This window comes from Arthrobacter sp. Bi83 (assembly GCF_918698095.1).
Lineage (GTDB): Bacteria > Actinomycetota > Actinomycetes > Actinomycetales > Micrococcaceae > Arthrobacter.
Map to the genome: position 1 here is coordinate 65,965 of NZ_CAKKLY010000017.1, position 20,184 is coordinate 86,148.

The 20,184-nt window shown below is 66.0% G+C and carries 20 protein-coding genes; 9 read left to right on the forward strand and 11 right to left on the reverse strand.

Annotation, left to right across the window (positions count from 1 at the left end; translation table 11 throughout):
* Nucleotides 1–38: 38 nt before the first annotated feature.
* On the reverse strand, nt 39–2,084 hold the full coding sequence (locus LQ144_RS10225; protein WP_230118596.1) for a beta-galactosidase: 2,046 nt from the start codon (nt 2,082–2,084) through the stop codon (nt 39–41).
* Between the two features lie 194 nt (nt 2,085–2,278).
* Here LQ144_RS10225 and LQ144_RS10230 point away from each other — a divergent pair, with 194 nt between their 5' ends.
* From LQ144_RS10230 to LQ144_RS10250, 5 genes are all read left to right on the forward strand, one after another.
* Complete coding sequence (locus LQ144_RS10230; RefSeq protein WP_230118597.1) at nt 2,279–3,607, forward strand: extracellular solute-binding protein; 1,329 nt, start codon at nt 2,279–2,281, stop codon at nt 3,605–3,607.
* Between the two features lie 82 nt (nt 3,608–3,689).
* Complete coding sequence (locus LQ144_RS10235; RefSeq protein WP_230118615.1) at nt 3,690–4,658, forward strand: sugar ABC transporter permease; 969 nt, start codon at nt 3,690–3,692, stop codon at nt 4,656–4,658.
* A gap of 26 nt (nt 4,659–4,684) precedes the next feature.
* Nucleotides 4,685–5,554 carry a carbohydrate ABC transporter permease gene (locus LQ144_RS10240; RefSeq protein ID WP_230118616.1) on the forward strand — a complete coding sequence of 290 codons (870 nt, stop codon included), beginning with the start codon at nt 4,685–4,687 and terminating at the stop codon, nt 5,552–5,554.
* Nucleotides 5,555–5,573: 19 nt separating this feature from the next.
* Nucleotides 5,574–6,590 carry a LacI family DNA-binding transcriptional regulator gene (locus tag LQ144_RS10245; RefSeq protein WP_230118598.1) on the forward strand — a complete coding sequence of 339 codons (1,017 nt, stop codon included), beginning with the start codon at nt 5,574–5,576 and terminating at the stop codon, nt 6,588–6,590.
* Between the two features lie 247 nt (nt 6,591–6,837).
* Entirely contained in the window at nt 6,838–8,607 is a 1,770-nt protein-coding gene (locus LQ144_RS10250) for a S8 family serine peptidase (RefSeq protein ID WP_230118599.1), read from the forward strand.
* Nucleotides 8,608–8,723: 116 nt separating this feature from the next.
* On the opposite strand, the gene LQ144_RS10255 is transcribed toward LQ144_RS10250, so the two are convergent.
* Together LQ144_RS10255 and LQ144_RS10260 are read right to left on the reverse strand one after the other, a co-directional pair.
* Nucleotides 8,724–9,263, reverse strand: a complete 540-nt coding sequence (locus LQ144_RS10255) for a hypothetical protein (protein ID WP_230118600.1) — start codon at nt 9,261–9,263, stop codon at nt 8,724–8,726.
* Between the two features lie 324 nt (nt 9,264–9,587).
* Nucleotides 9,588–10,424: an alpha/beta hydrolase gene (locus LQ144_RS10260; RefSeq protein WP_230118601.1), complete on the reverse strand. Its 837-nt coding sequence runs from the start codon at nt 10,422–10,424 to the stop codon at nt 9,588–9,590.
* A 142-nt stretch (nt 10,425–10,566) separates the two neighbouring features.
* Between LQ144_RS10260 and LQ144_RS10265 the strand changes: the two genes are divergently transcribed.
* A complete protein-coding gene (locus LQ144_RS10265) occupies nt 10,567–11,640 on the forward strand; it encodes an LLM class flavin-dependent oxidoreductase (protein WP_230118602.1) in 1,074 nt (357 codons plus the stop codon).
* Here the strand turns inward: LQ144_RS10265 and LQ144_RS10270 are convergent.
* Both LQ144_RS10270 and LQ144_RS10275 read right to left on the reverse strand, forming a co-directional pair.
* Nucleotides 11,624–13,648, reverse strand: coding sequence for a DUF6541 family protein (locus tag LQ144_RS10270; RefSeq protein WP_230118603.1), 2,025 nt, complete (start codon nt 13,646–13,648; stop codon nt 11,624–11,626). The genes LQ144_RS10265 and LQ144_RS10270 overlap by 17 nt on opposite strands.
* Nucleotides 13,649–13,654: 6 nt before the next feature.
* Nucleotides 13,655–14,860: a polysaccharide pyruvyl transferase family protein gene (locus tag LQ144_RS10275; protein WP_230118604.1), complete on the reverse strand. Its 1,206-nt coding sequence runs from the start codon at nt 14,858–14,860 to the stop codon at nt 13,655–13,657.
* Nucleotides 14,861–15,024: 164 nt separating this feature from the next.
* On the opposite strand from LQ144_RS10275, the gene LQ144_RS10280 reads away from it, so the two are divergent.
* Together LQ144_RS10280 and LQ144_RS10285 are read left to right on the forward strand one after the other, a co-directional pair.
* Complete coding sequence (locus LQ144_RS10280; RefSeq protein WP_230118605.1) at nt 15,025–15,804, forward strand: DUF4386 domain-containing protein; 780 nt, start codon at nt 15,025–15,027, stop codon at nt 15,802–15,804.
* Between the two features lie 99 nt (nt 15,805–15,903).
* The gene (locus LQ144_RS10285; RefSeq protein WP_230118606.1) at nt 15,904–16,149 is read left to right on the forward strand and encodes a hypothetical protein; all 246 of its coding nucleotides are present in this window, start codon (nt 15,904–15,906) and stop codon (nt 16,147–16,149) included.
* A gap of 24 nt (nt 16,150–16,173) precedes the next feature.
* Here the strand turns inward: LQ144_RS10285 and LQ144_RS10290 are convergent, their stop codons facing one another.
* The 3 genes from LQ144_RS10290 to LQ144_RS10300 all read right to left on the reverse strand — a co-directional run bounded on the left by LQ144_RS10290 (nt 16,174) and on the right by LQ144_RS10300 (nt 17,779).
* Nucleotides 16,174–16,839, reverse strand: a complete 666-nt coding sequence (locus tag LQ144_RS10290; protein WP_230118607.1) for a nucleoside/nucleotide kinase family protein — start codon at nt 16,837–16,839, stop codon at nt 16,174–16,176.
* A gap of 62 nt (nt 16,840–16,901) precedes the next feature.
* Nucleotides 16,902–17,351 carry an ATP-binding protein gene (locus LQ144_RS10295; RefSeq protein WP_230118608.1) on the reverse strand — a complete coding sequence of 150 codons (450 nt, stop codon included), beginning with the start codon at nt 17,349–17,351 and terminating at the stop codon, nt 16,902–16,904.
* 188 nt (nt 17,352–17,539) lie between these two features.
* Nucleotides 17,540–17,779, reverse strand: coding sequence for a hypothetical protein (locus LQ144_RS10300; RefSeq protein ID WP_230118609.1), 240 nt, complete (start codon nt 17,777–17,779; stop codon nt 17,540–17,542).
* Nucleotides 17,780–17,925: 146 nt separating this feature from the next.
* Here LQ144_RS10300 and LQ144_RS10305 point away from each other — a divergent pair, with 146 nt between their 5' ends.
* Nucleotides 17,926–18,540 carry a TetR/AcrR family transcriptional regulator gene (locus LQ144_RS10305; protein WP_230118610.1) on the forward strand — a complete coding sequence of 205 codons (615 nt, stop codon included), beginning with the start codon at nt 17,926–17,928 and terminating at the stop codon, nt 18,538–18,540.
* A 64-nt stretch (nt 18,541–18,604) separates the two neighbouring features.
* On the opposite strand, the gene LQ144_RS10310 is transcribed toward LQ144_RS10305, so the two are convergent.
* The 3 genes from LQ144_RS10310 to LQ144_RS10320 form a co-directional block, all read right to left on the reverse strand.
* The gene (locus LQ144_RS10310; RefSeq protein ID WP_230118611.1) at nt 18,605–19,186 is read right to left on the reverse strand and encodes a mucin-associated surface protein; all 582 of its coding nucleotides are present in this window, start codon (nt 19,184–19,186) and stop codon (nt 18,605–18,607) included.
* A 93-nt stretch (nt 19,187–19,279) separates the two neighbouring features.
* Entirely contained in the window at nt 19,280–19,474 is a 195-nt protein-coding gene (locus tag LQ144_RS10315; protein WP_230118612.1) for a hypothetical protein, read from the reverse strand.
* A 118-nt stretch (nt 19,475–19,592) separates the two neighbouring features.
* On the reverse strand, nt 19,593–20,054 hold the full coding sequence (locus LQ144_RS10320) for a hypothetical protein (RefSeq protein WP_230118613.1): 462 nt from the start codon (nt 20,052–20,054) through the stop codon (nt 19,593–19,595).
* Nucleotides 20,055–20,184 lie beyond the last annotated feature (130 nt).

Sequence of the window (20,184 nt, forward strand, 5' to 3'; positions counted from 1 at the left end):
CCGGATCGTGCTGGATCCGGGCCGGCGGTCTGTGGTGCCTAGCTGTTTCCTTCCGGGGCGTGGATGACGCTGACAGTGCCGCCGGGGACGACCGCCGTGTGCTCGAACGCTGCTCCGGTGAGCAGGTCCGTGCCGGAGGCCGGGTACTCGGCGTCGGCGTCGGAGTGGTTGATCAGGAACGTGAAGTGGTCTGTCGGGGTGCTGCGCGTGATGACCTCCAGCCCCTGCGGGGGCTGGGGCGCCGTTGCGATGCCGGCGGCGCCGGCGGCGTCAAGAACGACGGCGGCGAGGTCACCGTCGTCGAGCCTGGTGGACACGTACCACGCGGTGCCGCGGCCGAAGGCATTGCGGGTAATTGCCGGCCCCGAGGCCGCAGGTCCGTCTACGTAGCGCGAAACCACCGTTGCCGAGCCGACGTGGATGTCCTCGGCCCAGACCGTGCCGGAGCCCGAGCCGCCGCTGAGGCTGACCGTCTCCTGCTCACGGAGCGGCAGGAACTCATGGATTTCCAGTCCGAGAATGTCGCGCAGGGCACCCGGGGATGCGCCCGCCGGGACGGTGTCGTTGCCGTCGACTATTCCGGAGAAGTAGGAGACGAGGAAGTGCCCGCCGCCGTCGACATATTCCCGCAGGTTCGCGGCCGCCTTCTCACCGATCAGATAGAGGGCAGGTGCGAGGACCAGGTCGTAGGCGGACAGGTCAGCTTCCGGATGGGCGAAATCGACGGTGATCCCTTGGTTCCACAGCACGGAGTAGTAGGCCTCGATGCGTTCGCGGTGGTCCAGGTCGCTGCTGGGGCGCCATTCCAGGTCCTGGGCCCAGAAGGACTCCACGTCCCAGAGGATCGCAACCCGTGCCCGGACTGTTGAGCCCTTGACGGACGACAGCTTGTTCAGGTCGTCGCCCAGGTCCAGGACTTCGCGCCAGATTCGGGTGCCGGTTCCGGCGTGGGGGAGCATGGCCGAGTGGAACTTTTCGGCACCGTACCGGGAGGCGCGGAACTGGAAGAACATGACGGCGTCCGCGCCCCGGGCCACGTGGGAGAGGCTGTTGCGCGCCAGCTCGCCGGGGCGTTTGGCAATGTTCCGGCCCTGCCAGTTCACCGCGCCGGTGGAGTGCTCCATCAGCATCCACGGGCGGTTACCGGCGAGGGAGCGGGTGAGGTCGGCGTCCATCGAAAGCAGGACATGGTTATCGGTGCGTTCAGCCACGAGGTAGTGGTCGTTGGCGACGATGTCTACCTCCCGACTCCACGCCCAGTAGTCCGGCGAAAGGCAGTTGGTTGCCATGAAGTTGGTGGTGACCGGCACTCCGGGGGCGTGCCGGCGGATCACATCGCGCTCGGCAATGAAGCACTTGAGCAGTGCATTGGAGGTGAAGCGTTTGAAGTCCAGCCGCTGCGCCTGGTTGCTGACGCTGGCCGCCACCCTGGGAGCGTCGACCTCGTCCCATTCACCGTATTTCTGGCCCCAGAAGAGGGTGCCCCAGGCCTCATTCAGTTTTTCCAGAGTGCCGTAGCGGGCGCGCAGCCAGTCCCGGAAGGCCGCAACTGAAGAGTCGTCGTAGGACTCGCTGACCGGTGCGCCGTATTCATTGTGGACGTGCCACAGCACCACTCCGGGGTGGGATCCATAGCGGCGGGCGAGCTGTTCGGTGATGCTGGTGGCGGCCCGCAGGTACTCCGGTGAGCTGGGGCTTGCCATGCCACGGGACCCGCTGCCCAAAGCCATTCCTTCCCGGGTGACCGGGCGGGCCTGCGGATACTTCTTCCAGAACCACGCCGGCGGAGCCGCGGTGGGGGTGCCGAGGTCCACGCTGATTCCGGCGTCCGTGAGCAGGCCCATCAGGTGATCCAGCCATTCGAAGTCGTACTCGCACTCGCGGGGTTCCAGCAGGACCCAGGAGAAGATGCCGATGCTGACCAGGTTGATCCCGGCTTCCCGCATGAGTGCGATGTCTTCGGCCCAGACCTCCCGCGGCCACTGCTCGGGGTTGTAGTCCCCGCCGTAGCAGAGCCCGGCCGGACGCTCCAGCCAGGGTGCCGGCACGCTCCGGGGGGCGGTGCGCTGTAGGACGTCTGTCATCTCTTGATCTCCTTAGAACTGTGTGCGCTCCCAGTTGTATCACGGCCGAAAGTTACGTGGCTAGGACAGCTTGGCTGTTGACATGGATCACACTTCTATGGATTACTGGAACCGCTCACAGTCATGCGGCCCTCGATCGAATGAGCGGCAATAATGCAGACGGATAATTCAAGCTTTTCGACAAGGAGGACGAAATGCGTACGTCATTTCGTGCAGGCGCAGCAGTAGTGCTCGCCGCAGCCGCAATGCTCACCGCCGGGTGCTCCGGCGGAGCTCCGGCCAGTTCGCCCACGGCATCAGCCGCGGCAAACCCTGACCAGAAGGTGGAACTGACCTACTGGGCCTGGGCGCCGAACCTGGACAAGGTGGTCAACATCTGGAACAAGAAGAACCCCAACATCCACGTCACCGTCAACAAGCAGGACGGCGGCGACCCGGCCGTAACGAAGCTGCTCACCGCGGTCAAGGCCGGCAGCGGCGCACCGGACCTGATCCAGGCCGAGTATCAGAAGATCCCGACCCTGGTGGCCGCCGACGCTCTGGCGGACCTGTCCAAGACGCCCGCAAATGAAACCAAGAGCCACTTCCCGGAGGGGGTCTGGAATTCGGTGACCCTGGGCAGCGACGCCCTGTACTCGGTACCGCAGGACACCGGCCCCATGGTCTTCTACTACCGTGCGGACGTTTTCGAGAAGCTCGGCCTCGCCGTTCCCAAGACGTGGGACGAGTATGCTGCAGCGGCCAAGGCCGTCCACGCCGCTGACCCCAAGGCTTACCTTGGCACGTTCTCCTCGAACGATGCCGGCTGGTTCACCGGCATGGCCCAGCAGGCCGGAGCCTCGTGGTGGGGCATCGACGGAGACGCCTGGAGCGTCAAGGTGAATGAAGAGCCCACCCAGAAAGTGGCAGGCTACTGGGGCGGCCTTGTCCAAGACGGCGTCATCGACAACAAGCCGATGTACACCCCCGAATGGAACACCGCACTGAACACCGGCAAGCAGGTCGGCTGGCTCAGTGCCGCCTGGGGCCCGGGCGTGCTCGCGGGCAACGCCGGTGCAACGGCCGGCAAGTGGAAAGCTGCGCCCATGCCGCAGTGGGACGCCGCCAACCCTGCCACCGGCAACTGGGGCGGGTCCTCCACCGCGGTGACCGCGCAGTCCAAGAATCTCGACGCCGCAGCGAAATTCGCCACCTGGCTGAACACGGACGCTGAGGCCGTCAAGGCCCTGGTCACCGAAACCGGAATCTACCCGGCGGACTCTGCCGGGGCAGAATCGGCCCTGACGGAGGCGCCCAAGTTCTTCAGCAACCAGCCCGACTTCTACAAGGTTGTCGGTGACGCCGCCCAGAACGTCGGCTCCTTTACCTATGGCCCGAATGTCAACGTGGCCTTCAACGCCTACAACGACCAGTTCGCCAAGGCTGCACAGTCCAAGCAGAAGAGTGCCTTCCTTGATGCCGTGAGCAACATGCAGCAGGTCACCGTGGACGACCTGAAGAAGACAGGCTTCACCGTCAAGTAATGACCTTCCGGGAGGGCGCGCCGCGTCCTCCCGGAAGCCTTTCACCACCGACTACCGATACCAAGGAAGTGCACCCGTGGCAATGACCGTAACCAGGCCCGGCCCGGCGGCGAAGACCGCACCCGCCGGAGAACCCAGGCGGGCAAGGAACTTCAGATCACGGGTGCTCGTCCCGTACTCGATGCTCGCCCCCGGCATCGTCCTTTTCCTCGTCTTCATGGCGGCACCGATCGTCTACACCCTGGTGCTGAGTTTCCAGAAGAAGAAAGTCAGCGGGCTGGGGCTGGGCAAGGGCTCCCAGAGCCAGGTCTTCGCCGGCCTCGACAACTACATCAGCTCGCTCACCGACCCCGAATTCACCGCCAGCGTGTTGCGCGTGCTGCTGTACGGTGTCATCCTCATCCCGCTGATGCTCGGATTCGCGCTGCTGTTCGCCCTGTTGCTTGACTCCCGCCGCACCCGGGCCGGCAACTTCTCCCGCACCGCGATCTTCCTGCCCTACGCCGTGCCGGCCGTCATCAGCTCCCTGCTCTGGGGCTTCCTGTACCTGCCCGGCGTCAGCCCTTTCCACTTCCTGGCCCGCCAGATGGGCCTGGAGCTCCCGTCCCTGCTGGACCCCAATCTTGTAACATTCGCCATCTGCAACATCGCCCTGTGGGGCGGGGTGGGGTTCAACATGATCGTCATGTACACCTCCCTGAAGGCGGTACCGAGCGAAATCTATGAGGCCGCCAAGCTCGACGGCTGCTCGGAAATCCAGACGGCGCTGCGGATCAAGATTCCCATCATCGCCCCCTCGCTGGTGATGACCGCCCTGTTCTCGATGATCGCCACCCTTCAGGTCTTCGCCGAACCGACCACGCTGCGCCCGCTGGCCAACAGTCTGTCCACCAGCTGGTCGCCGCTCATGCTCGTCTACCGGGACGCCTTCACCCGCAACGACGTCTTCTCTGCCGCCGCGACCAGCATCGTCATCGCCGCGGCCACCTTCCTTATTTCCTTCCTGTTCCTGCGCATCGTGCAGAAGCGGGCCTTCGGACAGGAGAACTGACCGTGAGCACCACCGCCACCCGCCCCATGGCCGTCCGCGCCCAGGCCAGCCGCGATACCGGGACCCGGGAGAAGCCCAGCTTCCTCTCCACCGGAATCCTGATCCTGGGCGCGCTGTACTGCCTCTTCCCCGTCTTCTGGGTCCTGGCCGCCGCGAGCAAGGACGGCACGGAGCTGTTCTCCACCTTCACCCTCGCCCCCAGCACCCACCTCTGGGACAACATCGTCGAACTCACGGCATACCGAGACGGCCTGTTCTGGCGCTGGATGCTCAACACCGCCCTCTACGCAGGCATCGGCGCCGTCGTTTCCACCTGGGTCTCCGCACTCTCGGGCTACGTCCTGGCCAAGTTCGACTTCCCGGGCAAGAACGGCATCTTCAAGGTCCTGCTCATGGGAGTCCTGGTTCCAGGCGTCATCCTGGCCATCCCGCAATACCTGATGCTCGCCCAGGCCGGGCTGACCAATACCTACTGGTCCGTGCTGCTGCCCCAGATCATCAGCCCCTACGGCATCTACCTTGCCCGGATCTACGCCGCAGCGTCGGTCCCCGGCGACGTCATCGAGGCCGCCCGCACCGAGGGCGCCCGGGAAATGTACATCTTCAACCGGATCGCCACACCCATGATGCTGCCGGGCCTGGTCACCATTTTCCTGTTCCAGTTCGTCGCCATCTGGAACAACTTCATGCTGCCCTACATCATGCTCGGCGATGACCACCTGTTCCCGATCACCGTAGGCCTCAACGGCCTGCTCAACCAGGGCGCGTCGGCGCCTGCCCTCTACACGCTGGTCCTGGCCGGCGCTCTGCTCTCAATCATTCCGCTGGTCATCATGTTCCTCTTCCTGCAGCGGTACTGGCGGGTCGACCTCGCAGCCGGCGCCGTGAAGGCCTAGTCCTAGTTAGGCTTGAACCATGACTCACCCCCCGATGAAGCAGCGGCCCAAGATCGACGACGTCGCGGCCGAAGCCGGCGTGTCACGCGGCACGGTCTCGCGGGTGCTCAACGGGGGACACTGGGTCAGCCCCGCGGCCCTGGCCGCCGTCAACGCCGCCATCAAGAAGACCGGGTACCGGGTCAACCCGCACGCCAGGAACCTGGCGACGAACCGTGCCAATTCCGTGGCGTTCCTGCTCACCGAGTCCCACGACCGACTGTTCGAAGATCCGAACTTCGCCGTGCTCATGCGGGGCGCAGCCGACGCCCTCGCCGTGCACGACATCCCGCTGGTCCTCATCATGGCCGGCACGGACGATGAACAGCGCCGAGCCACCGAATTCCTCACCGCCGGGCACGTCGACGGCGTCCTCCTGGTTTCCTCGCACGGCAGCCGGAAAGGCATCATCTCCGAAATCATCGCCGCCGGCGTTCCTGCCATCGCCTGCGGGGTTCCGCTCGGATTCGAAAAGAAGATGGGCTACGTTGCCGCGGATGACTACGAAGGTGCACTGGACGTCCTGAAGCACCTGCGCTCGCGGGGGCGCAAGCGGATCGCCACGATCACAGGGCCGCAGGACACCTCGGGAGGCATCCGGCGGCTGGAGGCCTACCGGGCAGACCAGGGCGCTGACTTCGACGAAAGCCTGGTTGTCCACGGGGACTACAGCCGGGAAAGCGGGGCGAAGGGAATGCGGGATCTGCTGAACCGCGTCCCGGATCTGGACGCGGTTTTCGCGGGGAACGACCTCATGGCGCTCGGGGCCCTGGACGTGCTCAAGGAAGCCGGACTCCGGACGCCCGAAGACGTTGCAGTCGCGGGGTTCGACGACATTAATGTGTCGTCGGAAGCGGCCCCGGCGCTGACCACCGTGAGGCAACCGTTCGAACGGATCAGCGACGAGATGGTCCGGCTCCTGCTGGCCGTCATTGAGGGTCAGCGCCCGGCGGCCATCACCATCCCCACCGAACTGGTCATCCGCGAATCGACCTAGGACCGGCGGATAAGAGGCAGGGTGGCTGCCGCCCTGCCGGCCATCGCGCAGGATTACGCCGGTTTTTCCCCAGCACTCCAAGTTTCGCCGAAGGTTAGAGACAGCTCCGGCGCTTCTCGCGGCACCGGAAAATACACTGGATTTAGCCAGATTCCGTCGCCAGACCCCGCGTCCCTAGGAACCCAAAATTCGTTCTGATTCTTTCCTCCGCTCTGCCCTCGCCACGCTGCTGCTGACAGCACTGTCGGTGACCACCGCGGGAGTGTCCGCGGGAACCGCGGGTACTGTGCCCGTTTCCCGGTCGGCCGGGGGAGCCGCCCGCTACCTCGTGCGCTATGCCCCCGGGACGGACGTCGCGGGGGCAGCCAAGACCCTGCGCTCGCGGAACATCGCCGTCGGACGCACATTCTCGAAGGCGCTTCGCGGCGCCGTCGTGACAGCGACGCCCGCCCAGGCCGCAGAGCTGAAGAGCTCCGCGCAGGTGGCCGCCGTCGAAATTGATGCCCCCGTGACGGCCGCCGAAACCCAGCAGCCAGCCCCGTGGGGACTGGACCGCATCGACCAGCACGCCCTGCCCCTGTCCGGTTCCTACACGTCGGCTGGTTCGGGCTCCGGCGTGAGTGCCTACGTGATAGACTCCGGCGTTCTCGCCTCCCACAGCGAGTTCGGCGGCCGCGTCGCTGCGGGATGGACGGCCGTGGCCGACGGACGCGGAACAGGTGACTGCAACGGCCACGGAACGCACGTCGCCGGCACCATCGCCGGTAAGACCTATGGTGTTGCGAAGGCCGCCACCATCATTCCCGTGCGTGTCCTGGACTGCAGCGGATCCGGTTTCAACTCCGACGTGATCGCAGGCCTCGAGTGGGTGGCCTCCCACCACCAGGCCGGGACGCCCGCCGTTGCCAATATGAGCCTCGGCAGCACCGCCAGCGCCATGGTGGACGCGGCAGTACAGGGCGTACTCAACGACGGCGTCACAGCGGTGGTTGCAGCCGGCAATTCCGCCACCGATGCCTGCAACAGCTCCCCGGCCCGGGTGCCCGACGCACTGACCGTCGCCGCAAGTGACTCGTCGGACCGGCAGGCTTCGTTTTCCAACTTCGGCAGCTGCGTTGACCTGTACGCGCCGGGCGTGGGAATCACGTCGGCAGGGATCGCCTCGGCGACGGCGACTGCCTCGATGAGCGGAACCTCCATGGCGTCGCCGCATGTGGCCGGCGCGGCCGCTGCAGTGCTGTCGCGCTCGCCGGATCTGGCTCCCGCGGCGGTGGCGGCCCGGCTGATCTCCGGCTCCACTCCCGCGGCGATCACGGGCAGCGGGGCCGGAACACCGAACCGCCTGCTGTACTCGGACCCCTCCGCCCGCATCCTCACGGTCCCAACCGTTACCGCCCGCACGCCGGGCGCCAACGGCACCGGCGTGGCCGTCAGCGGCAACGTGACGGCCACCTTCAGCACAGCCGTCCAGGGAATCGGCGGCAGTTCCTTCATGCTGAAAAGCCCCGGCGGCGCCGTCATCCCGGCGGCGGTCACCTACAGTGCCAGCACGCGCACGGCCACGCTGAACCCGGCGTCCGGCCTTGCCAATGACACGAAGTACACCGCCACTTTGCTCGGCGGAACCGCAGCCGTCCGGGACGCCGCGGGTACTCCGCTGGCCACGACCAGCTGGACCTTCACCACGGGGCCGGCGCCTGTGATCACCGGGATGAGCCCCCGTCCCGGCGCCTCCCTGGTCCGGCGGTCGAGCAATATCGCTGTGACTTTCGGCGAAGCCATCCAGGGTGCAGGCACCGGCACCATCTACGTCAAGAACTCGGTCACCGGCGCGAAGATGGCCGCGACGGTCTCCCGCTACGGAACCACCAACCAATGGATCCTGAACCCGTCCGCCACGCTGGCCGCCAGGACCAGCTACACCGTTACCGTCACGGGTGGACCGGAGGCCGTCCGCGACCTCGCCGGCAACAGCCTGACGACGTACAGCTGGAACTTCACCACCGGTTCGCTGTGAAGTAGCAGGTTCGCTTTTAGCTTGCAGGCACAAAGACAGAGGACGACGGCGGCACTTGCGTGCCGCCGTCGTCCTCCCAGTCGCTAAACAGTCAGTGGGAAAGCCCTCGCGGACTGTTACCTACGCCCGTTGTCGACACGGATGTAAGCCGTGGGGCTCGTGTCACGGTCGGACCCCCAAGAATCGCGCTTCTTGTCGTTGTTCTTGAACTGGATCTTCACTTCATGGAACACCTTGACGAACTTGTCGCCGCGGTCAGCACGAACCTTCTCCACGTTGTAGACATGTTCGTCGCTGTCTTTGCCGACCCAGACCCAGCCCTTGTCGGACCCGATGCGATGGTCTCGCCCGTTTTCCTTGAACATTTTTTGCTCGAAGTAAACCCGGGTTCCCTTGTCGCAGTGGATCTTGAACGCGAACTTGACATCAACGGACTTGCTGTCCTTCTTGTCCCTGTTGTTGTTCCTTCCGTGGTCCGCAGTCGGCCTGTAGGCCGTGACGCTACAGTTGTCCCCGTTCGAATGGCGGGGCGCTGCTGCCGTCGCCGTGCTGGCAAAGGCAACGGGGCCGGCAAGCAGTCCCAAGGAAACTGTCGTAATCATTGCGAACCGGGCCGAGAAGGAATGGCGGCTTCGGATCGTCGGAGTTGTAGTCATTTCTACTCCTGCATTGATATGCAAAATTTTTTTGTGGACGGGCAGCACCGGCAGATCCCGTTGCGTTGGCAGGCTGAGTCAGCCGTTTGTGTCCCGTTATTAAAAAGGGCTCCCGTAAGCTACGGGAGACCAGGGGCCGGATTCATTTTCAAGGCTTTGTCCTTGGATCCGGTACTTCATTATCTTACGCCCGACTCTCGGTTTGAGCGCTTCTTTCCACCGATTTTGGTTGCGGGCGATCCTGGAGGCAAATGCGAACGGCCGACGACGGCCTAGGCGTCGTCGGCCGTTATGCGCTCTTATCTGCCTGCCGGCCTTATAGAGCTACCTGCCAAGGAAGCCGAGCAGGGCTTCGTTGACCTCGGCTGCGTGCGTCCAGAGCAGGCCGTGCGGGGCGCCGTCGATCTCCACGTATTCCGCGTCCGGCAGGGCCTTCCTGAACTCCCGGCCGGTGGCGTCGATCGGCAGGATGTTGTCCGCTGTGCCGTGAACGATCAGCGAGGGGACATCGATTTTGGGGATGTCGGCGCGGAAGTCGGTGATCCACGTGGGCACGGCCGCCAGGGAGGCAAAGGCTCCCGCACTTGAGGCCGTGTTCCAGCTGGCATTCACGGACTCCTGGCTAAGGCGGGGTGTTCCCAGGAAGGTCCCGCTGTTGTAGAAGTTCTTGAAGAATTCCGTGAAGAAGGCGTAACGGTCCGCCTTGACCGCCTCGGCGAGGCCGTCAAACACGGACTGCGGGACGCCGGTGGGGTTGTCGTCGGACTGGAGGAGGTACGGCTCCAGGGAACCGAAGAAGGCGGCCTTCGCTACCCGTGCCGAACCGAACATTGACAGGTAGCGGGCCACTTCGCCGGTGCCCATAGAGAATCCGACCAGCACGGCGTCGTTGAGGTCCAGGGTGTTGAGGAGGGTATCCAGGTCGGCAGCGAAGGTGTCGTAGTCGTAGCCGGTCGTGGGCTTGCTTGACTTGCCGAAGCCGCGCCGGTCGTAGGTGATGACCCGGTATCCCGCATCAAGCAGGGCCGCCGTCTGCTTCTCCCAGGACGAGCCGTCCAGAGGGTAGCCGTGGATGAGAACCACCGCCTGGCCGGTGCCGTGGTCCTCGTAGTAGAGCTCGACGTCGGTGCTGTTTTCCTGTCCAACGGTGATGTAAGCCATGTCAGCAGTCCTCTCGGTCTGGTGAGAACGGTCGTCCTCTACCGGTGGTACCAACCTATCCGGATCGAACGCCCGGCGGGAAAGCCGTCCAAGGGCGCCTTCCGGCAGGAATGGCAGCGGACGCGAAAGCGTTGCAGAGGTCATGAAACGTATCGGCTTCCTGTCCTTCGGCCACTGGGGCCCGGTCCAGGGTTCGCACACGCGGACAGCGCGTGATGCCCTGCTGCAGGGGATCGACCTGGCTGTCGCGGCCGAGGAACTCGGCATCGACGGCGCCTTCTTTAGAGTGCATCATTTCGCCCGCCAGCAGGCCTCCCCGTTCCCACTGCTCGCGGCCATTGCGGCCAGGACCAGCCGGATCGAACTGGGCACCGCAGTGGTGGACATGCGCTACGAGAACCCTTTGTACATGGCAGAGGAAGCGGCCGCCACGGACCTCATCAGCGGCGGCCGGCTGCAGCTGGGCATCAGCAGGGGTTCACCCGAGCCGGCGAAGAACGGTGCTGCGGCGTTCGGCTATCTCCCGCGCGACGGGGAGACCGATGCGGACATGGCCCGCCGGCACGCGGAGGAATTCCGCAGGGCTGTGGCCGGTGCCGGTGTGGTGGAAGCGGATCCCCGGTACGCCGGAGGGGCCACCGGCCTGCTGCCTATCCAGCCGCGCTCGGAGGGGCTGGGAGAGCGGATCTGGTGGGGTGCCGGAACCCGCAAGACCGCCGTCTGGGCCGCTCAACTCGGCATGAACCTGATGAGCTCCACCCTGCTCACGGAGGACACCGGCGTGCCCTTTGACGAACTCCAGGCCGAACAGATTGCATTATTCCGGGAGGCGTGGGCGGCAGCCGGTCACAGCCGCGAACCGCGAGTTTCTGTGAGCCGGAGCGTGCTGCCCCTCGCCGATGACGAGGATCGTCAATACTTCGGGCTCAGTGCCCTGCGCGAGAGCCGGGACCAGGTGGGCGCCCTCGACGGCGCCCTGGCCCGCTTCGGCAAGAGCTATATCGGCGAGCCTGACGTCATTGCCGGGCAGTTGGCCGCGGACGCCGCCGTGCAGGCGGCCGACACCCTCCTGCTCACTGTTCCGAACCAGCTGGGCGTCGAGTACAACGCCAAGATGCTGGGGACGATCGCCAGGCACGTCGCGCCGGCGCTTGGCTGGCAGCCGAAATCCTCAGGCGGGGTATCTGCCGGAAACCTGCCTACCGGCAGGCCGTGATCCGGTACAGCGCCCGGCCGCCGTCCGCAGCGACCTGCTCGAAGCCCTGATCCGTGGAGACGTTGTAGAAGCCGGGCCAACTTTTCAGGCTGGCGCTCCCGTGCGAGCCGCCCGCAATGTCCTGGTAGAAGTGCGTCGCCCCCACCTTGAGCAGGGCGGCGCAGACTGACTTGTAAGTGTGCAGGCGGTTGAAGCCGGTGCGAAGCAGCTCTTTGGCTGCGCTCGAAGCCGTCGCAGCGCCCAGCTGGGTGTAGACGACGTGCCTTCCCGTGAGCGCATAGAAATACGTTTCGCCGTTGAAGGGATCCCCGATCACCACGGCATCCGCGGGAAGCAGGGCTCCGGCACGCTGGATGAACGCCTGTTCGCCGCTGGACAGGACGCCATTGCCTGGCTTGGCGGAGACGGCGTAGTTCTGCGCAGCCACAGCGACCCGGTCAACCGACCGGTAAGCCGCCGAACTGAAATAGATCGCGCCGGTGATGACCATGACACAGCCGGTGAAAAGAGCCGCCGGCACCTTCCACCGCCCGGATACGGCGGCGTCGGGCCACCTGGCGGACACGGCCCGGATGACGGTCCCGGTGATGACGACGATGGTCAGCGCGGCCAGAATGCTCCCGGCCATGGCGATGAACGGAGCGATCCTTTGCGTGTCCTTATACCAAAAGCCGGTCAGCCACCTGAGGCCGTTCTCGGGTCCGGCCGCCAGCACGTAAAGCACCACGAACGCCAACCACGAGACGGCAAGCGGACGCGCTTCCCGAACGAAGACGGCAATGATCGCGCCGACGATGGCCAGCAGGCCCACCACGAGGTTGAAGTCATCCGGGGACGGGGTACGGAGGGCGGGAAACTGCGGAAGATCGAACAGCGCAAGATTAACGGAATCAGGAATCACTGCCCGGACCGCCCGGCGATACGCCATGACGCCCGCCAGCAGTTTGAAGCCGGCCAAGGCCGAATATAACAGCACCGCAGCGAGGACCGCCCCGGCAGTGGCGGCCCCGGTGATCCAGGGCCGGCGGCGGAGTCCCCGCAGGAAAAGCGGGAGGAGGCCAGCCGCCACAAACGGAAGAACAGCAACTGCCAGGGCAAAGATGGTGCTCGGATGGGCGGCAACGCAACCGCCCAGGGCCGCCGCGCAGACGACGCCCAGAAGTATATTTTGTCCGCGCGTGGTCACGCCGCGCTCTCCGGAGGTCAGCCGCCGCAGCAGCAGTATGGCCACCGCCGCGGTGGCAGGAACCAGGGCAGTGGCGAGGCCGTTGGGCCACTGCCCGCTGCGCAGCAGCTGGGCGAACGGGAAGCTGATGAAGGAGGCACCCAGCAGCGGCGTCAGCGCCCAGACTGCAGGATGCCGCGGCACGACCGCCGATGCCAGAAAAGCCAGGCCGATCGGCCAGATGATGCCGCCGATGACGACGGAGGACAGATTTGCCGCTGCGGTCACGTCAGGGAAAAGGGCCACCGCGCTGTGCCAGCCGGAGGGGTAATAGGTCGGCCTGCCGGCTCCGAAGATGGGGGCAATGCCCCACGGCGTTGCATTGCCCGATTCCTGGATCCATCGAAGGGCATTCAGGTGGAAGATCGGGTCCCACCCCTGCGACGCTGTCCCCGGGTTTCCGATGCCGCGCAGCAGCGCCCGGCAGGTCAGGACCGAGCCGACGGCCAGGCCGGCACCCACGCCGACCTTCGTGGATGCAGGGAGGGCGGGCGGCACCAGCGGTGTGCGGAATGCATAGCGCCTGCCGATGAGCCAGGGGAGCAGGACCAGCGGAACAGCCAGTCCGACGGCGGTTGCCGGGTTCCACGGGAGGTGCAAGGCCGCCGCCGCGAAGGTTCCCGCCATGTAGAGCAGCAAGGTGACGGCCGGGCCCAGCGCGACGGCGGCAGGCCATCCCGTCCTTAGCGGGAGGAGCGCAAGGGTTCCCGGGAGGAAAAACGCGGCCAGGAGGAGCAGGGTAGTCAGGGCCGGGCGTGCCAGCTCGGGTAGCCAGTCGAGCATGTCCGGTCAGTTTGCTCCGTGCCGGATCTTGTTCCTCCGGGACGTGCCCAGAGTGATTCCAAAGAGCTTGGCGGCATTGGCGGAACGTGAGCCTGGCTGGTCTTCCGCCCGGGGGTAGACCTTCGCGGCTTCTGCGTGCTTCTGCGACACGAGCGCCGCCACGCCGGCCTGCAGGGATCCGCGGTGCGGCGGCATCCCGGGCTCGTCAGCACCCATCGCGAGGGACCACCCGCTTCCCAGCGCGGCCACCGACTCGTGTTTGACGTCGTAGTAGCCCTCTTTCATGCCGACGGCGATGCCGCGCGCGCCGGCGGCGGCAGCGAGGAGATGGAAATGGAAGCGGCTCGTGATCCAGGTCTGGCTGTCCGAGAGCGGAAGGCCGTGGGTCCAGATGTGTGAGAACGGCAGGAACCGCTCCTCGGGGATGAGATCGGCCATAAGCTCGTAGGCCGCGCGGTCGCCACCGGGAATGGCTTCGATGTAGAAGGCCTTGCGGCCCTCGCCGGCGGCCTCTTCCACGGCAGTGCGCGCCAACGCGACGGCTGTCTCGAACCGCTCCGGATCGGCGGTGTCGCTTTGAATACACACGTAGAGCGCAGCCTCTCCCCGGGCGCGGGCGACTTCCCCGGCCACCCCGAGGAACGCGTCATCCAACCCGCGGTCGACTCGGTAGGCCGCTGCCCCGGCTTCATCCCTCGCCGTGACATGGCTGAATCCTTGGAACAGGGGCATCTCGGCAGGCGCGGAGGTCACCAGCGGCATGAGTCCCTGGCCGGTCGCGACGAGTCGTGCACCCGTCAGGTCGCGGACGGCGCGCATGGCGACGACGAGTCCCGCATGGTGCGACCAGTTCTCGTTGATGTAGCCCCCGCCCATGAGGTGGAGCGATTCGGCTTCCCGCAACTTGAGGAGGCCAAGATCGTAGGACGGGGAGCCGAGCCCGGTGACACGGGCTCTGATGGTGTCCGCCGAGGTCTCGATGGGAACGTCGGCGTTTTCGTGAACCAGCCGCCAGAGCGTGTTCGTTACGCGCAGCCGCGGATGCAGCCCGTCGAAGAGGACCTGCGCGAGGCCTGGCTGTGGGCAATCCAGCCAAACCTCGGCGTCGGGCCGCTCGACCGCCAAATACCTGAGCCAGGCGGCGGCAATGAATTCGTCGCCAAAGTTGGGATTGCCCGAGGGGCCGATCAGATAAATGAGACCCGACTGCATGGTGAAGACTATAGCGTTCCTGACCGGCCAAGGCCTGACTCCTTACGGACAGAGTACGAGGATGACGCCGGCGGACGGCGCCGGATCTACAGGGCATGGTCTGTTGCGACCGACAGGCGTAACCTACTGGCAAAGCAGGGATCCTCCGGTTGGGGGTGAGTTCCATGGAAAAGAATGACGACGACGGCGCCGCCCCCCGCGGGCGCGCTCTTCCGGCGGAAGGTCCGGGAGCAGCCGGTCGGACTGAACCTGCAGCATCCTTCCGGCTGGCCGCAAGCCTGCTGTTTGCCGGCGTCGTGCTCTCCCTGGCGGCCGGCATCCTTCATCCGGAGGGTGCCAGCGCGAATGACCACGTAGCCGCCTTCACGGAGTATGCGGCCAGCGACCTGTGGATCGGCGTCCATCTGGGCCAGTTCGCGGGCATGGCGGTCCTCATAGCCGGGCTGTTTGTCCTGGGAACCACACTCGACGACGTGCCGGGCCATGCGCCCTGGACGGCGCGCCTCGGAACACTGGCGGCGGCTGCAGCGCTTGCCCTCTACGGCGGGCTCCAGGCGGTGGACGGCGTGGCGCTCAAGCATTCGGTGGATGCCTGGATCGCGGCGGAGGGGCCGGAGAAGGCCCTGCGGTTCGCCGCGGCTGAGGACATTCGGTGGCTCGAGTGGGGAATGCGAAGCTACCAGAGCTTTGTGCTGGGCGCCGCCCTCGTGCTCCTCGGCTTCGCAGTGCGGACGGCGCGGCGGATTCCCAGGGCGGTGGGCTACCTCATGGCCTTGTCCGGCGTGGCCTACGTTGTCCAGGGCGGGGTCATTGGCGCAGAAGGATTTTCCAGCAGCAACACCGTGCCGACTTTGGCGGGGATCGTGCTGATCGTGGTCTGGACTGCCTGGCTTCTCGTCAGCTCCCTCCGAAGAACCCAGGGCACCGGACCTGGGCGCACATAGACTGGTTCCGCTGCACTGCCGCCAAGGGCACGCGGCGTTTCTTGAAGCGCGGGCCTTGAGGCGGCGCATGATCGGCAGTTCCGAGTGAAAGGCAGTTCCATGAGCGACCCCAACAACCCGACGCACGAATCCGCGGGCCTTGAAGGCCCCGGCGACCCGGACGCCGTCGATCCCCGGCAGCCCCACCCTGAGGCGGGCAAAGCGGGGAACATCCGTGAAGAGCAGCTGACCCAGGCGGCCGGTACCGTGCCGGCGAGCTACGTGGGAAGCGGCGCCCCGGACGCTGAGCACAAACCGGAAGAAGCTGCGGACGAGTCGGGCATGTGGGACTCGGAGGAAAAGTAGGCCGGGACTGTCCCGCCCACGCGGTCAGAACCAGGGAATAACGCGGTCGGCGCGGTGCCGGGTGGCTTCAATGAGCCGAGCGTTGGCTTCGTCGGATCCGCCGGCCCAGGCCTCAGCCGCGGCGCGGTCCATGCCGAAGAGGATGTGCCGCTCCACGAGCCGCGAAAGGCGCAGATCCGGGGGAGTGTCGATGAACCACACCTCGTCCAGCTGGGACCGGACGTGGCGCCACTGCGGCTCGTCGGACAGCAGGTAGTTGCCCTCGGTGATGATGAGCGGCACGCGCGCGGGAACCGCGATGGACGCGGCGACGGGTTCATCGATCGAGCGCCGGAAGTCCGGTGCGTAGACAACGTCTTCGTCCCGCCGCGCCAGCCGCTGCAGCAGCGAGAAGTAGCCGCCGACGTCGAAGGTGTCCGGAGCGCCCTTGCGCTCCTTCAAGGGCGTACCGTCGATGACGGCGTTCCCCAGGTGGAACCCGTCCATGGGAACCACGAGCGCCAATCCGGGCCCCATGGTTTCCGCGAGGCGGGCGGAGAACGTGGATTTTCCGGAGCCGGGGGCACCGGCCACCCCGAGCAGGGTCCGCGTTCCATTGGACAGCCGGAGGCGCAGTTCGGCCACGGCCTGCCGGATTTCCGGGGAGTCGAAGGCCCGGAGCGCGGGCGGCTGGGCGTTGCGCGTTGTCATGGAAAGAATCCTAGGCGAGGTCCGGCGCGGACGTGAGCGGGTCCGGCGCTTCAGCCGGCGGATCAGTCCAGGGGAATCGTCACGGTCACTGCCGTGCCCAATCCTGGTTCCGAGTCGACGGCTACTGTCCCGCCGGCTTCCTGCACCGCCGCGTGCACGGTCCGGTGCCCCGCCGACCGGGGACCCGATCCGCAGCCGTTGTCCGCAACAGTAAGCCGGATACCGTGGAACACGGCGGCGAGCCTTACCGTCACGTCGGTGGCATGCGAGTGCCGGAACGTGTGGCTCAGGGCTTCCTGCGCAGACTGGTACAGCAGGATGGCGCAGCTTGCCGAGATCTCCACGCCGTGATGGGGCGTCTCCCAGTGGGCGCAGGTGCCTTGGCGGCGCAGCGGTGCCGTTAGCCGGTCGATGCAGCCGGCGAGCCCGAGCCTGTGGAAGTCCACGGGTTCAGGATCCGTGATAACTCCCCCGACCTCGGTGACTTCTTCGAGAGTTGCTGCGTTGTTCATGGTGCCCGCGCTTCCTTGCGGCTCTTAATGCGTTCCCCGAGGGAGCCGTTCCCAACAGGCTGATGGATCAAGGGTGGCGCGGGCGGATCAGGCTTAGCGCGGGATTTCCTCAGGATCGGATCAGCTTTTCACCGGGTCAATATTTACCGGGCAAATGTCGGCTGGTCCAATGTTCGCCGGGAGGCTTACTACTGGGCCAGGGTCCAGGGCTGGAGCGCCTGCCGCGGGTACGTGACAGCGTCAGCGGCGTCAAGGACTTCCAGTGCTGTCATGTGGGCCGCGGCCGCGACGTCCCGGATGGGCTTGCCGTGCGTCACCGCTGCCGCCACGGCTGTTTGCAGGGTCACCGCTGCAGGCTCGTGCTCTGCACTCTCGGATTCCAGCGTGGCAGCGGCTTCTTCCACGGCCCGGATGTCGTCATCGTCCATCAGTGCGCTCCTCTTCTCTGCTTCATTGCAGTACCGCCGGCGGCGCCCTCAGGGGTACGTTGCCCCGAAGACGTCACTTCATCCTGATAGAAACAATAGGACAGACAAGTCTGTCTCGGCCAGTCCCAAGGTAGAGTATTTCTCTAATGAACACACCTGATACCACGGAGGGCACCTTGCTGCCCCAAGGTGTTCGTGCTGCGCAGAACGAACCCCTGCACCGGATACTCTCCACTGCCTACGAGCTGTTTTCCCGCCGTGGCATCCGCGACGTCGGCATCAACGAGCTGATTGAGCGTTCCGGCGTGGCCAAATCCACGTTTTACCGGCATTTCCCGTCCAAAGATGCACTGGTTCTTGCCTTCCTGGCCCTCCGAGATCAGGTATGGACCGTGGATCTCATTGTCGCCGAAGCCCGGAGCCGCGGGAACAGCCCCGAGGAACGGCTGCTCGCCATCTTTGACGTGTTCGGCGACTGGTTCCAGCGCGATGATTTCGAGGCCTGCACTTTCATCAACGTCCTCCTTGAGATGGGCCCCGAGCATCCGCTGGGGGAAGCCAGCATCGGCTACCTCGCCCGGATCCGCGGCCACCTCCAGGCGCTTGCGGAGGAAGCGGGCCTGCGCGACACCGAGGAGTTCGCCCGCTCCTGGCACATTCTGATGAAGGGCTCCATCATTTCGGCCACCGAGGGTGACTTCCTGGCGTCCAAACGCGCCCAGCAGATGGCTGGCTGGCTGATCGCCCACCACCGGAGCTGACGCCAGGGCAAGGCTGGCGCCGGCAGGCAGCGCCTCGGCCCACGGGTATCGTACGCCGGGAGAGTCAGCCACCCTTCTTGCCTTTGCCCTTGTTGGAGCCCTTGGCCCGGTTGTCGGTGGCGGGCTGCGTGGTCACGGCCGGTTGGGGAGTCAGGGCGGCGGGAGCCTGGTGGGCGGCGGCGTTTTGGGCGGTGGCGTTTTGGGCCGCGGCCGCCTCTGCGGCGGCTTCCGCTGCCGCTTTGGCGGCGGCGGCCTTATCTGCGGCCGCTTTGGACGCAGCCGCTTTCTTTGCTGCAGCCGTGCTGGCGGCGGCTTTGGCCGTAACCGCCGCCCGGAGGTCAGCCCGGACGGCGTCGATGGCTTTCATGATGCTTTGGTGCCGCTTGAAGGACACGTCACCATTTGCCGCAGCCCGGGTCAGGTGCTCGGCCAGCTCATCGAGGATCCGGAGCCCGGTGGAAGGATCCTCGTTCGCAGCCGCCGTGCTGACGGCCAGGACCTGGGCCTGCAGTTCCGTGCCGGTCTTGGAGTCCAGGTCCGGGGCGGCTGGAGCGCAGCCGGCCAGGGCGGCAACCGCGAGACCGGCGGCAAGAAGTCGCGTGCCAACGCGCAGCCGACCAACCTTGCTGCCCAGCGAATCCATCATGGTTTCCCTACGTTGCCGACCGGTACCCGCCGCTGGGGCATTCTGCCCCAGCCCGCGGGGCCGCCGGAAATGGCAGCCGAATAAATCATAAGCCTACTTATCTTCAATAGGGGATGCGGTATGAGGCCATGAGTGCCGCGAACTCTCGAGGAGGTGGCGCAGGAGGGCCTGTTCCGGGCAGCCGGGGTGTGCAGCCAGATGGCGCACCAGCCGGAGCCTGACGGCGGATTGGGGATCCGTGGCCGAAATGATGTCCAGGATGAGATCGATGACCTGCTGTCGCATCACCGTCCGATCCCGACGGCCGTCCGGGCTGCCCCACGGTGTGCGTGGGCGGGCAGGTGCTTCGAGTTGGCGGAGTCGGGGTCCCGAGGCTTGCGATTCGCGCTCCAGCGGATCCGGGAGATTAGCCGTCATCACGGCCTCCGTGGTGATCGCCGCCGCGCCGGGCAGGCCTGTCCTCGCTTCCGCCGCCGCGCCGGGCAGCCCCGTCATCGCCGCCGCGCCTGAGCCCGCCCTTGTCGTCTGGGATGCTGGTCCCGCTGGCCGGGGGGACCGCCGACCCGACTACAGCAGCCAGAGCGGGCTCGGCCGGCACGACGAAAGCGACCAAAGCGGTATTGCTGCCGGCGGTACCCGGTTTACGGCCCGGGGGCGGCGCTGCGCGGGTGGGCTTGGGTAAAGCCGTAACCGGCATCGCCGTGGAGCCAGCGGGTATGTCCGCGTTTGCCGCCGGGCCCATGGCGGTCACGTTGGGCACCACAATGCCGGGCCTTTGGATCTGGGTCGGTTCGGCCAGGGCTTCGCTCCAGACATTGAATCCGGCAATGGCTATCAGGGGAAGGCTTAGGAGTAACAGCTTCTTCATCGGAGCGCCCCTTTCAGCGGCTTCACTGCCTGACTCCCGCCACTATCCGCCGGTTCTCCTGTGAAAATCTCGGCACGCCATCCCCCCTATGGGGTCATGAAGGGGGGAACTGGGGGGTCAGGGGTATTGG